General features: G+C 70.3%; 11 protein-coding genes. 4 read left to right on the forward strand and 7 right to left on the reverse strand.

The window, feature by feature from the left end:
- Positions 1–83: 83 nt before the first annotated feature.
- Complete coding sequence (locus tag DEJ24_RS11945) at positions 84–3,242, reverse strand: Rne/Rng family ribonuclease (protein ID WP_111078806.1); 3,159 nt, start codon at positions 3,240–3,242, stop codon at positions 84–86.
- Between the two features lie 327 nt (positions 3,243–3,569).
- Between DEJ24_RS11945 and DEJ24_RS11950 the strand changes: the two genes are divergently transcribed.
- On the forward strand, positions 3,570–4,175 hold the full coding sequence (locus tag DEJ24_RS11950) for a vitamin K epoxide reductase family protein (RefSeq protein WP_111078807.1): 606 nt from the start codon (positions 3,570–3,572) through the stop codon (positions 4,173–4,175).
- 102 nt (positions 4,176–4,277) lie between these two features.
- The gene (locus DEJ24_RS11955) at positions 4,278–5,144 is read left to right on the forward strand and encodes a thioredoxin domain-containing protein (protein WP_111078808.1); all 867 of its coding nucleotides are present in this window, start codon (positions 4,278–4,280) and stop codon (positions 5,142–5,144) included.
- Positions 5,145–5,205: 61 nt separating this feature from the next.
- On the opposite strand, the gene ndk is transcribed toward DEJ24_RS11955, so the two are convergent.
- From ndk to ileS, 4 genes are read right to left on the reverse strand one after another with little or no spacing between them, the layout of a single operon-like run.
- On the reverse strand, positions 5,206–5,625 hold the full coding sequence (gene ndk, locus DEJ24_RS11960) for a nucleoside-diphosphate kinase (protein ID WP_110903983.1): 420 nt from the start codon (positions 5,623–5,625) through the stop codon (positions 5,206–5,208).
- Between the two features lie 34 nt (positions 5,626–5,659).
- Positions 5,660–6,076 carry a DUF4233 domain-containing protein gene (locus DEJ24_RS11965; protein ID WP_146240699.1) on the reverse strand — a complete coding sequence of 139 codons (417 nt, stop codon included), beginning with the start codon at positions 6,074–6,076 and terminating at the stop codon, positions 5,660–5,662.
- Complete coding sequence (locus DEJ24_RS11970; RefSeq protein WP_111078809.1) at positions 6,073–7,545, reverse strand: folylpolyglutamate synthase/dihydrofolate synthase family protein; 1,473 nt, start codon at positions 7,543–7,545, stop codon at positions 6,073–6,075. Before DEJ24_RS11970 ends, DEJ24_RS11965 begins: the two co-directional genes overlap by 4 nt.
- Positions 7,542–10,826 carry an isoleucine--tRNA ligase gene (gene ileS / locus DEJ24_RS11975; protein ID WP_181436595.1) on the reverse strand — a complete coding sequence of 1,095 codons (3,285 nt, stop codon included), beginning with the start codon at positions 10,824–10,826 and terminating at the stop codon, positions 7,542–7,544. The genes DEJ24_RS11970 and ileS overlap by 4 nt, the downstream gene beginning before the upstream one ends.
- Positions 10,827–11,080: 254 nt before the next feature.
- On the opposite strand from ileS, the gene DEJ24_RS11980 reads away from it, so the two are divergent.
- Complete coding sequence (locus DEJ24_RS11980; RefSeq protein WP_111078810.1) at positions 11,081–12,154, forward strand: cation diffusion facilitator family transporter; 1,074 nt, start codon at positions 11,081–11,083, stop codon at positions 12,152–12,154.
- Between the two features lie 39 nt (positions 12,155–12,193).
- Here the strand turns inward: DEJ24_RS11980 and DEJ24_RS11985 are convergent, their stop codons facing one another.
- Positions 12,194–13,012: a hypothetical protein gene (locus tag DEJ24_RS11985; protein WP_111078811.1), complete on the reverse strand. Its 819-nt coding sequence runs from the start codon at positions 13,010–13,012 to the stop codon at positions 12,194–12,196.
- 72 nt (positions 13,013–13,084) lie between these two features.
- Entirely contained in the window at positions 13,085–13,684 is a 600-nt protein-coding gene (locus DEJ24_RS11990) for a TetR/AcrR family transcriptional regulator (RefSeq protein ID WP_111078812.1), read from the reverse strand.
- Between the two features lie 32 nt (positions 13,685–13,716).
- Here DEJ24_RS11990 and DEJ24_RS11995 point away from each other — a divergent pair, with 32 nt between their 5' ends.
- Entirely contained in the window at positions 13,717–15,366 is a 1,650-nt protein-coding gene (locus DEJ24_RS11995; RefSeq protein ID WP_111078813.1) for an ABC transporter substrate-binding protein, read from the forward strand.
- The last annotated feature ends 3 nt before the right edge of the window (positions 15,367–15,369 follow it).

The raw sequence follows: 15,369 nt of genomic DNA on the forward strand, positions 1-15,369 counted from the left end.
GAGGCACGGCTCCCCAGCCCGTCCGGCGCTGGTCGTGACCCGGTACCGGGTCACGACCAGCCGGACGCTGCTCGTCCGTCACATCACTGCCCGAGGATGACGGTGCCGTCGTCCTCGGTGGCCGTCGGGTTCGCCGGGGCGCTGATGCTCCCCGACGACACGCGACGCGAACGCGCACGACCCTGGCCGGGCTGCTTCGGCTCCGGCAGCGCCTGCAGCACCGAGTCGAGGAGGGACTCCGCCGCTTCCTCGCTCACCCGACGCGGCTCGCGCTTGGCGACGCCGACCGGGATGTCGAGGATGGCGACGGTGGTGTCGGCCGGCGTCACCGGGGCCGACGAGCTGACCCGACGGCGACCGGCGGGACGTTCCTTCGGTGCGACCTCGGCGGCTGGCTGCTCAGCGACAGCCGCGGCCGGCTGCGCCGGTGCCGACTCCGCACGCGTGGACCGCGTGTGGACACCCGTCGTCGTCGCCGGGAGCACCGTCTCCGGGGCGGGCGTCGCGAGCGACGTGTGCTGCTCGGCAGACCCCTGCTGCGCGTCACCCGACGCCTGCTGCGCGTCACTCGACACCTGCTGTGCGTCGCTCGACACCTGCTGCGCGTCACCGGCCCGGCTGCCACGGCGGCGACGACGCTTCGAGCCACCGGTGGGCTCACTCGGCGCCTCGGCCGCGGGGGCGACCGGCGACGTCGGCGACGCCGCCGTGACCGGCGACGCGGCACCGGCGACGCCGGTGACCGGCACGTCGGACTGCTCGTGCGGGATGGTCGACGCGGCGATCCGCGACAACGCGTGCTTGACGTCGTCGGTGATCTGGTGCGCCTGCGACGACTTCGACTCGGCAACGACGGCGTTGCCGTTCGTGCCTCCACCGTTGCCGTTGCCGCCACGGGCCTTGCGGCGGCCCTTGGTCGGCCCCGGGTCCGCGTTGTTGTCGTTGACCTGCGCGTTGACCTCGTCGAGCGACTCGCGCAGTCCGACACCGATCTTCTTGCGGGTCATCTGCACGAGGCCGAGCGAGGTGACCTCGGCCACCTGGTGCTTCGTCCGGTCGCGGCTCAGGCACTCCATGAGGCGACGGAGCACGAGGTCCCGGTTCTCCTCGAGCACCATGTCGATGAAGTCGACGACGATGATGCCGCCGATGTCCCGCAGACGGAGCTGGCGGACGAGCTCTTCCGCGGCCTCGAGGTTGTTCTTCGTGACGGTCTCCTCGAGGTTGCCCCCGGAGCCGACGAACTTCCCGGTGTTGACGTCGACGACCGTCATGGCCTCGGTGCGGTCGATCACGAGCGAACCACCGGAGGGCAGCCAGACCTTGCGGTCCAGGGCCTTCTCGATCTGCTCGTTGATCCGGTGCTCCTCGAACGAGTCCGGGCCCTGGTAGAGCTCGACCCGGTCCTTGAGGTCCGGCGCGACCGCACTGAGGTACTCGTCGATGGTCTGTCGAGCGGACTCGCCGTCGATGATGAGCTTCGTGAAGTCCTCGTTGAAGACGTCGCGGACGATCTTCACCAGCAGGTCCGGCTCGGAGTGCAGCATGACCGGCGCCTGGCCGCTCTGGACCTTCTTCTCGATGGCCTCCCACTGGCTGGTGAGGCGCTGCACGTCGCGCGTCAGCTGGTCCTCGGTGGCACCCTCGGCGGCCGTGCGCACGATGACGCCGGCGTGCTCGGGGAGGACCTCCTTGAGGATCTTCTTGAGACGGGCACGCTCGGTGTCCGGCAGCTTGCGGGAGATGCCGTTCATCGAGCCGTTGGGCACGTAGACCAGGTAGCGGCCCGGCAGGGACACCTGGCTGGTGAGGCGCGCGCCCTTGTGGCCGACCGGGTCCTTCGTGACCTGCACGAGGACCTTGTCGCCCGGCTTGAGGGCAGCCTCGATGCGACGACCGTGGCTGGTGTCGACCGAGTTCCAGTCGACCTCGCCGGCGTACAGGACGGCGTTGCGACCGCGGCCGATGTCGACGAACGCGGCCTCCATCGACGGCAGGACGTTCTGCACCTTGCCGAGGTAGACGTTCCCGATGAGCGAGACGTTCTGCGACTTCGTGACGTAGTGCTCGGCGAGGACGCCGTCCTCGAGCACGCCGATCTCGATGGTCGAGGAGCTCGACCGCACGATCATCTGGCGGTCGACGCTCTCGCGGCGCGCGAGGAACTCGTCCTCGGTCACGACCTGGCGACGACGTCCGGCGTCACGGCCGTCACGACGGCGCTGCTTCTTGGCCTCGAGCCGCGTGGAGCCCTTGATGCGCTGCGGCTCGGTGATGAGCTCGGGCTCGCGGCGACGCGGTTCGGCCTGCTCACGGTCGCTGCTGCTCCCCCGGCGGCGGGTGCGGCGGCGGCTGCCACCCTGCTCGTCGCGGTCCTCGTCGTCCCAACGGTCGGAACGGTCGGGGCGGTCGACCCGGTCGGTGCGCTCGTCGCGCTCCGGACGGTCGTCGCGGTCGTCACGGTCGGAACGGTCGTACCGGTCCGAACGGTCGTACCGGTCGCTCCGGCCGGAGCGGGAGCCGCGTCCCGAGCGCTCGGCTCGGTCCGAACGGTCGTACCGGTCGCTCCGGTCACGGTCGTGATCGGTTCGGGCGGGCAGCTCCGGCAGCACCGGGGCGTGGAAGATCAGGCTGAGCGTGCTCGTGGCCTTCGGCACGAACGGCTCGGGCGGTGCCGGTGCCGGTGCCGGTGCCTCGTCCGGACGGGAGGCCCGTCGCGCGTCCGGTACATCGCTCGCGTCCGTCGTGCCTTGCGTCTCGACCCCGCCCTGGCCGACGGCCGGCAGGTCACCGGTCAGGGTGCTGACGTCCTCCGGCGCGGTTCCCGCACCCGAGGCGGGTTCCACCACGACGGAGACCGTGCCGGTCGCGGTGTCGACCACGACCTCGACGGTCTCCGGGTCCGGCGACTGCTCGACCTCGGTCGTGTCGCTCACGTCGGCCTCTGCCGTGTCGGTGACGTCGGCCTCTGCCGTGTCGGTGACGTCGGCGGTGTCGCTCACGTCGGCACCGTCGGAGGCGTCGACCGTGTCCGCGACGTCGAGCGCCTCGACCACGTCGGACGACCGGTCGGGCTCGACCTGCTCGTCGGACCCGACCGTCTCGACGGCGTCGGTCGACGTGTCGGACGGGTCAGGCGCCTCCAGGCCGCCGGACCGAGCGCGACGGCCGCCGAAGAGGCGGGTCCGGCGCTTCGGCGCGTCGTCGGTGTTCTGGTTCTGGTTCTCGTTCTGCTCCACCATGGACTGGTGCACTCCTCGACCCCGCACGCACCCGGTGGGTGGCGGGAATTCTCTCGTATCGGTGCGGGCGGCGACTCCGCCCCCGCGCTCGCTGCTGTCAGTGACCGATCCGGCGTCTCGTCCACGCCCGGTCGTCGTGGGCACCCGGCTCACGGCGGCTCGGCGTCGGAGGTGACGCGTCGTCCGGTCACGGTGCTCTGTCACAACACCATCACGTCCGGGCGGTGGCCCGGCAAGTTCTCGTCGTCGCCCGGATCGGCCGGGTGACTCCCCCATCATCGCACGCGGTCACGGAGAACGCCGGGAGCCCCGTGCGAAGATGACGCCGTGAGTTCCACGCCTGTCGCTCCCCGCCGCCCCGTCGCCGTCGCGATCCTGCTGCTCGTCACCGGCGTGGTCGGGCTCTACGCGGCCTTCAGTCTGGTCCTGGACGAGTTCGCGAAGTACGAGAACCCGGAGAAAGTGCTGACGTGCGACGTCAGTCCGTTCCTCAACTGCTCGAACGTGATGACGACCTGGCAGGGGCACCTGTTCGGCTTCCCGAACCCACTGCTCGGCATGATGGGGTTCGTCGCCCCGATCGCGGTCGGCGTGGTGCTCCTTGCGGGCTTCCGCGGGACGAAGTGGTTCTGGACGCTCTTCAACGCCGGCGTGTTCCTGGCCTGGGTCTTCGTGACCTGGCTGTTCACGCAGACCGTCTGGTTCATCGGTTACCTCTGCCTCTGGTGCATGCTCGTCTGGGCGATGACGATCCCGCTGTTCTGGATCTTCACGATCTGGAACCTCGCCAAGGGGAACCTGCCCTTCGGCAACGGCGCCCGTCGTGTCGGACGCGCGCTGCTGCCCTTCTGCTGGGCGTTCCCGCTCGCGAACTACCTGTTCATCGTCGTGGTGATCCTCGTGAAGTTCCCGACGGTCCTCACGACCCTGTGACCCCCGCAACCCAGCTCCAGTGGTGACGTGTCACCTGATTCCTGGGGTCTTCCCAGCACCGGGGCCCGGTCCCGGCGGTCGGAGCCGTTACGCTCGATCCCGATGAGCGACAACGAGAGCAAGAAGGCGCGCCGCAACGCCGCGCGTGAGCGTGCCCGCGAGGCCCGCCAGAAGGAGCAGGCCCGCCGACGTCGGAACAAGACGTTCCTGATCAGCGGCATCATCGTGGCGTCGCTCGCGGTCGTCGCGATCGTCGTGCTCGTGGTCGCGAACTCGATCCAGCCCGTCGGGCCCGGACCGAAGAACATGGCGAGCGACGGCATCGTGCTCACGGGGCAGGACGGCAAGATCGTCCCGGTCGAGACGAAGGGCATCCCCGAGGGCGGGAAGCCGACGGCCACGAAGCAGGACGACTCGGTCGCGAACATCACCGTGTACGAGGACTACATGTGCCCGATCTGCAACCAGTTCGAGACGGGCAACATGTCCCAGATCAAGCAGTGGGTGCAGGACGGCACCGCCACGCTCGAGGTGCGCCCGTTCAACCTGCTCGACCGCGCCTCGCTCGGCTCGAAGTACTCGACCCGCTCGGCCGCCGCGGCCGCCTGTGTCGCGAACTACGATCCCGACGCGTTCCTCGACGTCAACAGCGCCTTCTACGAGAACCAGCCGTCGGAGAACACCCGCGGTCTGACGAACGACAAGCTCGCCGACATCGCGGAGAAGGCCGGCGCGACGAACGCGCAGGTGCAGTCCTGCATCACCGACCAGCGGTTCGCCGGCTGGGTAGCCGACGCCACGAACCGTGCGCTCACCGAGCCCCTGCCGAACTCCGACCTGCCGAAGCTGACCGGGACGCCCACCGTCCTCGTGAACGGCAAGCAGTACAACGGCACCGGCACCAACGCCTGGTCCGACGCCCAGGCCTTCGCCGCCTTCGTGGAGCAGAACGGCGGCTCCGGCGAGTAGTCGCCGGCACGACGACGAAGGCCCCCGCACTCGAGAGTGCGGGGGCCTTCGTCGTACCGGATCAGGCGAACCAGAGTCCGAGTTCGCGTGCAGCGGACTCCGCCGAGTCCGAGCCGTGCACCAGGTTCTGCTGGACCTTGAGGCCCCAGTCGCGGCCCAGGTCACCACGGATGGTGCCGGGTGCGGCCGAGGTCGGGTCGGTGGTCCCGGCGAGCGAGCGGAACCCGGCGATGACGCCGTTGCCCGCGACGCGCACGGCGACGAGCGGACCGGACTGCATGAACTCGACGAGCGGCTCGAAGAACGGCTTGCCCTGGTGCTCTTCGTAGTGGCTGTCGAGCAGGTCGCGCGGCGCGGTCAGCATCTTCAGGTCGACGATCTCGTAGCCCTTCGCCTCGATGCGGCGGAGGATCTCGCCGGTGAGCTGGCGGGCGACGCCGTCGGGCTTGACGAGGACGAGGGTCTCTTCGAGTTCGGACACAGCGGGACTCCCTGCGGTTCGAGGTGGTGGTGGGTCAGTCCTCGCCGAGTGCGGCTCGGCGGGCGGCGTTCTGACGGTCGAGCTGACCGCCCTTGACGAAGCAGAACACCCACAGCGCCAGGAACACCACGCCCACCACGACCATGAAGGGCTCGATGAACCCGGTGGCGAGGATGGCCGCCTGCAGCAGCCACCCGAACCATACACCGGCACGGGAGCCGGTCAGTCGGGACGCCAGGGCCAGGATGACGATCGCGGCGATGCCACCGCCGAAGGCCAGTCCGGCCGGCAGGGTGTGCTTGCCGTAGACGACGAGCATCGGGAAGAAGAACATGATCGCCTCGAGCACGAGGGTGATCGACAGCAGGCTCTCGCGTGCCCCGCGGTCCCGACGCGGACGTCGCATCCGGGGCGTGCGGGGCGGACGGGAGGCCCGTGGTGCGTCCGTCACTTCGTTCCGCCTTCGCGGTGGACCATCTCCATGACGGCACCCACCATCACGATCGAGCCAGCGACCAGGACCATCGCGTCCTCGGCGTCGGCGTCGTCGGCCAGGTCACGGGCCTCCTGCAGGGCGCCGGCGAGCGACGGTTCGACGACGACCCGGTCGTTGCCGACCTCGTCGACGACGAGCCGGGCGAACTCGTCGGCGTCGAGTGCCCGCTCCCCCGGCGGCTGCGTCACGACGAAGGTCGCGACGGTGTCCTTGAGGGCACGGACGAACCCGCGGGCGTCCTTGTCGCGGAGGATCCCGACGACGCCGACGACGTGTCCGGACGGGAACGCCACGGGCAACGCGTCGGCGAGTGCCTTCGCGCCGTGCGGGTTGTGCGCTGCGTCGACGACGACGGTCGGACCGGTCGCGATCGGCTGTAGCCGGCCAGGGCTCGTCGCGTTGGCCAACCCCTCACTGAGGACGTCCTCGTCGAGTGCCTGGCTGCCCCGGCCGAGGAACGACTCGACCGCGGCGATCGCGACCGCCGCGTTGTGCGCCTGGTGGGCGCCGAACAGCGGCACGAACAGGTCGTCGTAGGTCCCGGCGATGCCCTGCACGCTGATCAGCTGCCCGCCGACCGCCGGGGTGTCGCTGGTCACCCGGAAGCGGGTTCCCTCGACCGCCAGCGTCGACTCGGTGAGTTCGGCGGCCCGCTCGAGTTCGGCGAGCGCCTCGGGCACCTGGGCCGACGTGACCACGGACGAGGACGGCTTGATGATCCCGGACTTCGTGCGCGCGATCTCGGCGACCGTGTTGCCGAGCTGCTTCGCGTGGTCGATGGCGATAGGGGTGAAGACCTGCACCTGGCTCTGCACCACGTTGGTGGAGTCCCACTCGCCGCCCATGCCGACCTCGATCACGGCGACGTCGACGGGCGCCTCGGCGAAGCACGCCAGCGCCAGGACGGTCAGCGCCTCGAAGAACGTCAGCGGCAGTTCGCCCTTGGCGGTGAGCTCGGCATCGGTCATCTCGAGGATCGGGGTGATGTCGTCCCAGTTCTCGACGAACCGGCTCGGCTCGATCGGCTCGCCGTCGATGACGATGCGCTCCCGGATCGACACCAGGTGCGGGCTGGTCATGAGCCCGGTGCGCAGACCGTGGGCACGGACGATGCTCTCGGTCATCCGGGCGGTCGACGTCTTGCCGTTCGTCCCCGTGATGTGGATGACCGGGTACGCCAGGTGCGGGTCGCCGAGGAGCTCGACGGCACGTCGGGTCGCGGTCAGGCGGTGCTCGGGCGACTGTTCACCGATCCGGGCCATGAGCGCCGCCTCGACCCGCCGGACCTCGTCGTCGTCCCCGCCGTACGGCAGTTCCTCGCCGGGAGCAGTGTCACCGGTCGGGCCGACGGGGATCTCGACGGGCTCGGCCTCGATCCCGTCCGCGTCGTCCGCCGGGGCGTCGTACTCGTTGCTGTCGCTCATGCGCGCTGGACCTCCACGGTCACCTTCGCTCCGTCGCCGACCGCGACGGTGTCCTCGTCCTGGCCGAACGTCGTCGGCACGACCTGTACTCCGCTGGCGAGGGTCTCGTTCGCGATGAGCGTCTCGTGCACGCCGATCGCGGCAGCGGCCGTCTCGTCCGCACGGAGCGTCAGGTCGATGCGGTCGCCGACATCGAGACCGGCGTCGCGACGGGCCTGCTGCACGGCACGGACGACGTCGCGGGCGATGCCCTCGGCCTCGAGCTCCGGCGTGGTGACGGTGTCGAGGACGACGAACCCGCCGCCGTCCAGGAACGCCACGGCCTTCGACGTGTCGGCCACGGTGAGGTCGAGCGTGAACTCACCCTCGACCAGGTCGATGCCACCGACGGTGACGCCGGTCTCGGTCGCGGTCCAGTCGCCCTTCTTCGCGGCCGGGATGACCTGCTGCACGGCCTTGCCGATGCGGGGGCCCGCGGCGCGGGCGTTCACGGTGAGCTTCCGCTCGATGCCGTACTGCGCCAGGGACTCCTCGGCCTGCGCCTCCAGCACGACCCGCTTGACGTTGAGCTCGTCGCGCAGGATGTCCGCGAACGGCTCGACCGATGCGGGGTCCGGCACGACGAGCGTCAGCGTCGCGAGCGGCAGCCGGACGCGCTTACCGGTCGACTTGCGGAGCGCGAGCCCCTTCGAGGCGACGTCCCGCACGCGGTCCATCGCGTCGACGAGGGCGTCGTCCGCGGGGAACTCGGACGCGTCCGGCCAGTCGGTCAGGTGGACGCTGCGGTCACCGGTCAGGCCCTTCCAGACCTCCTCGGTCACGAGCGGTGCCAGCGGCGCCGCCACCCGGGCGAGGGTCTCGAGGACCGTGAACAGCGTGTCGAACGCGGCACGGGCCTCCGCGGAGGTCTCCGCACCGGCCCAGAACTTGTCCCGCGACCGGCGGACGTACCAGTTGGTGAGCACGTCGGCGAAGTCGCGGATCGCCTGCGCGGCGAGCGGGGTGTCGAGCGCGTCGAGGTGCGTCGTCACGTCGGCCACGAGCACGCGGGTCTTCGCGAGGAGGTACCGGTCGAGCACGTCGGTGCTCGCGGTGCTGCGGGCAGCCTGGTAGCCCGACTCCCCCGACGCGTTCGCGTACAGGGTGAAGAAGTAGTACGTCGACCACAGCGGCAGCAGGAACTCGCGGACACCCTGGCGGATGCCCTCTTCGGTGACCACGAGGTTGCCACCGCGGATCACCGACGAGGACATCAGGAACCAGCGCATCGCGTCGGCGCCGTCGCGGTCGAAGACCTCGGACACGTCCGGGTAGTTCCGCAGGCTCTTCGACATCTTCTGGCCGTCGGAGCCCAGGACGATGCCGTGGCTGATGACGTTCGTGTACGCCGGCCGGTCGAACAGCGCGGTGGAGAGCACGTGCATGACGTAGAACCAGCCGCGGGTCTGCCCAATGTACTCGACGATGAAGTCCGCCGGGTTGTGTGCGTCGAACCACTCGGCGTTCTCGAACGGGTAGTGCACCTGTGCGTAGGGCATCGACCCGGAGTCGAACCAGACGTCGAACACGTCGGTGATCCGTCGCATGGTGGACGCACCCGTCGGGTCGTCCGGGTTCGGACGGGTCAGGTCGTCGATGAACGGACGGTGCAGGTCCACCTGTCCCTCGGCGTTCAGCGGCAGCCGCCCGAAGTCGCGCTCGATGTCCGCGAGCGAGCCGTACACGTCGGTGCGCGGGTACTCGGGGTCGTCGGACTGCCACACCGGGATCGGCGTGCCGAAGTACCGGTTGCGGGACACCGACCAGTCGATGGCGTTGCCGACCCACTTGCCGAACTGCCCGTCCTTGACGTTGTCCGGCACCCAGTTGACGTCCTGGTTGAGCTCGCCCATGCGGTCGCGGAGGTCGGTCACCCGGACGAACCACGACGAGACGGCCTTGTAGATCAGGGGCTTGCGGCAGCGCCAGCAGTGCGGGTAGCTGTGCTCGTAGGACGCCTGGCGGAGCAGTCGGCCGGCGTCGCGGACGGCCTTCGTCAGCGGCTTGTTGGCGTCCATCCAGAGCTGTCCGGCGACGAGCGGGAACTGCGACGTGAAGACACCGCCCTCGTCGAGCGAGAGCACCACGGGGATGCCGGCGGCCGCACAGACCTCCTGGTCGTCCGCACCGTAGGCCGGGGCCTGGTGCACGATGCCGGTGCCCTCGCCGGTCTCGACGTACTCGGCGACCAGGACCTTCCAGGCGTTCTCCATGCCCTCGGTCTCCGCGAGGAAGTCGAACAGGCGTTCGTAGGTGACGCCGTCGAGCTCCCGGCCCTCGATCGTCCGCGTGACGGCGCCCACGGCCTCCTCCGCTGAGGCGTACCCGAGGTCCTTGGCGTGCGCGGCGACCGTGTCGGCCGCGAGCAGGTAGGAGACGGAACCGGCGTCGGACCCGTCAGCCGCGCCTCCCGGCCCGGCCGGCAGGACCGCATACGCGATCGCCGGACCGACCGCGAGCGCGGCGTTCGTCGGCAGCGTCCACGGGGTCGTGGTCCAGGCGAGGGCACGGACGCCGTCGAGTCCGAGTTCCTGTGCACGTGCACCGGTGAGCGGGAACGAGACCGTCACGGACTGGTCCTGGCGCATCTTGTAGACGTCGTCGTCCATGCGCAGCTCGTGGTTCGACAGCGGCGTCTGGTCGTTCCAGCAGTACGGCAGGACCCGGAAGCCCTCGTACGCCAGGCCCTTGTCCCACAGGGTCTTCCACGCCCACAGGACGCTCTCCATGTAGGTGACGTCGAGCGTCTTGTAGTCGTCCTCGAAGTCGACCCAGCGCGCCTGCCGGGTGACGTACTGCTGCCACTCGTCGGTGTACTGCAGCACCGACCGGCGAGCGGCCGCGTTGAAGACGTCGATGCCCATGGCGTCGATCTCGTGCTTCTCGGTGATGCCGAGCTGGCGCATCGCCTCGAGCTCAGCGGGCAGCCCGTGGGTGTCCCAGCCGAAGCGACGGTGCACCTGCTTGCCGCGCATGGTCTGGTAGCGCGGGAAGACGTCCTTGGCGTAGCCGGTCAGCAGGTGCCCGTAGTGCGGCAGGCCGTTCGCGAACGGCGGGCCGTCGTAGAAGGTCCACTCGTCACAGCCCTCGCGCTCGGCGATGGACGCGCGGAACGTGTCGTCGCCCTTCCAGAAGGCGAGGATCCCCCGCTCGACCGCGGGGAAGGACGGGGACGGGTTCACGCCCGCACCGCTCGTGGACACGTCGCCGTTCGGGGACTCGCGGTTCAGGGGGTAACGCACCGGATGGCTCCTGGAGGTCGGTGGAACTGGACCACGAGGACGGAGCCTGCGCTCCGCGGTACCACCTCGCTTGCCTCGGACCGGCGCGACCGCCTGTTCGTGACCACTCTGCGTCGGGGATGATGACGGTCCCGAACCCGTCCGGTTCTACTGACGACCCCCGACGGGTGCCGCGTTCTTCCGGATGACTCCCCGGTGATGGCCGGATCGATGCCTGTGCGCCCGAGTCTACCGGACGGGAGCATGCTGGAGCGATGCCCTCGTCGTCGTCATCCGAGACCCCCGAGACCGTTCCGGACGCCTCGGCCGGCAGCGCGAAAGCGAAGCCGGAGTCCCTGCTCACCGTCCTCATCGCGTTCGGCGCGAACCTGCTCGTCGCCATCGCCAAGTCCGTCGCCGCGATGCTGACGGGCTCCGCGTCGATGGTCGCCGAGGCCGCGCACTCGTGGGCGGACACCGGGAACGAGATCTTCCTGCTCATCGCCGAACGACGCGGTGCCCGGAAGCGCGATGCGCGCCACCCCCTCGGCTACGGCCGGGAGACCTACATCTGGTCGATGTTCGCCGCGTTCGGCCTGTTCACCGCGGGCGCGATCGTCTCGATCTACCACGGCATCACCGAGCTCGGGGACACCGGGCCGGCGGAGGACGTCGTCCTCAACTACATCGTCCTGGGGGTGTCGTTCCTCCTCGAGGGGACGAGCTTCCTGCAGGCGTTCCGCCAGGCCCACGGTGCCGCGACGAAGCGCCGTGTCCCGGTCCTCCGGCACGTGCTGCAGTCGTCGAACCCGACGCTCCGGGCCGTCTTCGCCGAGGACGCCGCCGCGCTCGTCGGCCTGGTCATCGCGTTCCTCGGTGTCTTCCTGCACCAGGTCAGCGGGCTCGCCGTGTTCGACGCCATCGGGTCGATCGCCGTCGGCCTGCTGCTCGGGGTCGTCGCCGTCGTCCTCATCGACCGCAACCGTCGGTTCCTGCTCGGGGAGAGCACCTCCCCCGAGCTCGAGAACGCCGTGCTCGTCGAACTGCTCGCCCGCGAGCAGGTCGAGAGCGTCAGCTACCTGCACCTGGAGTTCGTCGGCCCGTCCCGCGTGTACATGGTCGCCGCGGTCGACCTGGTCGGGAACGACACCGAGGAACACGTCGCCGGCCGGCTCCGGAAGATCGAACAGTCGCTCGAGGACAGCCAGTACGTCGAGGAGGCAGTGCTCACGTTGTCCGTGCCGGGTGCCGCGGTCCTGAAGCCGACGGGCAACGAGATCCCCGAGGTCGTCAAGGACGGGACCGTCGAGGACGTCGCCGCCGGAGGCGCCGGGACGCTCCGCGCCTGAGCGCCCCGGGCGACCGCGGCGACTCGAGCGGCCGGGGCGTCAGCAGTCGGCGTCGGTGAACTCGAGGTCGACGGTCTTGGTCGAGCCCGGGAAGACGTACGAGTACCGCATCGCGATGTCCTCCTCGAGGATGTCCCGCGTCGCCGTCGTCGAGCAGAGGTTCGACAGCACGGAGCTGCGGATCGCCCGCTCGGAGATCGCGGTCGGGTCGGCGGCGACGCTGTAGCGGTAGTGGATCGCCTCGTCCTCGGCGTCCACCCCGGTCCACGTCGTGATCTCGTCGACCTGCTTCGGGAAGGTCGTCTGCTCGGTGATCTTCGCGACGCCCTGGTCGACGAGCTCCTGCTTCGACGGGCCGCCGAACGACGACAGGCCCCAACGGACCAGGGCACCGGCGACGAGGAACGCCACGATGCCGACGACGGCCACCAGGACCCGACGGCCCCGGGGCTGCTGCGGGCGGCCGCCGTACGCAGCGGCTCCCCCGGGCTGGACCATCGGGGCGCCGGCACCCTGCCAGGGCTGCTGGCCCTGCGGAGCGCCGGGGTACTGCGGCGGCTGACCGCCGAACTGCGGGGGCTGACCGCCGAACTGCTGGGGCTGCTGCTGGCCGGCCGGGTGCTGAGGAGCCTGCGCGGGGTACTGCGGCGTCTGCTGACCGCCGTCCTGCGGCGCCTGCGCCGGGTACTGCGGCTGACCGCCGTCCTGCGGCGCCTGCGCCGGGTACTGCGGCTGCCCGCCGTCCTGCGGCGCCTGCGCCGGGTACCGCGGCGCCTGCGCGGCGTCCGGCTCGTGGCGCTCCGGGTCCGGACCACCCGTTCCGGACGAGGACGGCTGCTGTTCGGGTGTCTCGGACACGGATCCCCCTGGAGTCATCGGCCGTCCCCCTCGGACGGCGCACCCAGAACCTACCAGCGGAGCGAGACCGGGTCAGCGCGCGTCGAGCCCCGCCACCACCGGCGTCAGCGCGGCGGCGACGTACTCGACGAGTGGACGTCGCGCGACCCCGTCGGTCACCCAGACCCCGAAGGCCGCGGCAGCCGCCCCGAGCATCGCGCCCGCCACGGTCTGCGGCCAGAGCGACGCCGGGTGCTCTCCGGTCCGCCCGGCGACGAACGACGCGATCGCCTGGTGCTGCCCCGTGACCCGGGTGGCACCGCTCGCGACGAGTTCGGCACCGACGTCCATCACCTCGGCCTGACTGATCGCCCAGGGCACGCGGTCCGGATCGTGGGCGCGGGCGGTGGCGAGCAGGGCGTCCTCCACGGCGCGGACGGCGCTCGTCTCGGCGGAGGTCGCCAGGTGCTGCGGGAACTCGGCCACCGCGGCGTCGAGGTCGAGCCACATCACGTCGGACTTCGCGGCGAAGTAGTTGAAGAAGGTCGCGCGGCTGACACCGGCGCGGGCGGCGATGTGGTCCACGGTGGTCTTCGCGTACCCCTGCTCGAGGAAGAGCTCGGCAGCGGCGTCGGCGAGCACCTCGGCGCTCGATCGTCGCGGTCGACCGCCTCGGCGGGTTGGCTGGTCCATGCCCTCCAGTAAACCGCTAGACTCGTCGCGCCATGATCTTGGACCCAGTACAGAAAAGCCCGGCGCTGCGGCGCATCGTGACCGGCGTCGCCAGCGCGGCCACGGTCCTCCTGGCCGTCGCCGCCTGCTCCGGCGGCGGCAGCCCCGGCGACAGCAGCACCCCGGTCCGTGGCGGCACGCTGACGTACGCCTCGGGCGACGCGGAACCGACCTGCCTCGACCCGCACGTCGGCGGCAACTACCCGCAGGCGCTCCTGGCGACGCAGTACATCGAGGAACTCGTCGGTCTCGACGACGGGCGGCCGACGCCCGAGCTGGCCACGAAGTGGTCGACGAGCGATGACGGCAAGACCCTCACCTTCACCCTGCGGGACGACGTGACGTTCACCGACGGCACCCCGTTCGACGCCGCTGCCGTCGTGGCGAACATCGAGCACGTGCAGGACCCGGCCACGGCATCCAGCACCGGGTACCTCGCCCTGCAGTCGATCGAGAAGGCCACGGCCACCGACGACCGGACGGTCACCCTGTCGCTCAGCCGGCCGGACGCCGCGCTGCTGGAGTCGTTCTCGCAGCCCTGGGTCGGCATGGAGTCGCCGAAGGCCCTGCAGCGGAAGCAGGCCACGAACTGCGAGTCCCCCGTCGGTACCGGCCCGTTCGAGGTCACCGACTGGAAGCACGGCGACCGCGTCACCCTGACGGAGAATGCCGACTACACCCCGCTCGGCGGCTCGACCACGAAGCCCCGGCTCGACGGTCTGACCTGGCGGTTCCTTCCGGACTCGACCTCCCGCTACGCAGCACTGCAGTCCGGCCAGGTCGACGTCATCGACAACGCCCAGCCCGACCAGCTGCGGGCCGCGTCGTCGAAGGCCGCGATCCGTGACCTCGACGCCCCGCGTCCCGGCGCGTCGAACCGGCTCGAGCTGAACTCCGGCCACGGGGTCTTCCAGGACGAGTCCGTCCGCAAGGCGTTCATCGCAGCTGCGGAGATCGACCCCGGCCTGAAGTCCCTGTTCCTCGGGACCGCGAAGCGCTCGTACTCGGTCCTGTCCAGCGTGGAGCCGACCTCGTACTCCGACGAGTCGCTCTTCGCGTACGACCCGTCCGAAGCGAAGCGCCTGCTCGACGCCGCCGGCTGGAAGACGAACAGCGATGGCGTCCGCGAGAAGGACGGCAAGCCCCTCACCGTCACGTTCCCGGTCTCCACGAACCAGTCGGTGCCCGCCGAGCGCAACCTGTTCCAGCAGATCCAGGCGTCCGAGGCGGAGGTCGGCATCTCGGTGCAGCTCGAGGAACTCGACCTGTCCAGCTGGTACGCGGCGCTGGCGGAGAACCAGTACGACGTCGTCAGTGCTCCGTACACGAAGGTCGGACCGGACGTCCTGCGCATCCTCTACGACTCCGCGTCGATCACTCCGGCGCCGTCCGGGTACTTCGCGAACCTCGCGCAGCTCGACGACCCGGCCCTCGACCGGCTGCTCGAGCGGGCGGCGCAGACCGCCGACTCGTCGGAGCGTGCCGACCTGGTCGAGCAGGCGCAGAAGACGATCCTCGAGAGCCGGACCGTCCTGCCGCTCTACGACCAGCAGAACCACTTCCTGTACCGCTCGGCCGTGCACGGCATCTCGACCACGTCGGTCTCCACGCCGTGGTTCGGGACGGCGTGGCTCGCCCGCTGACGC

This window comes from Curtobacterium sp. MCPF17_001 (assembly GCF_003234615.1).
GTDB lineage: Bacteria > Actinomycetota > Actinomycetes > Actinomycetales > Microbacteriaceae > Curtobacterium.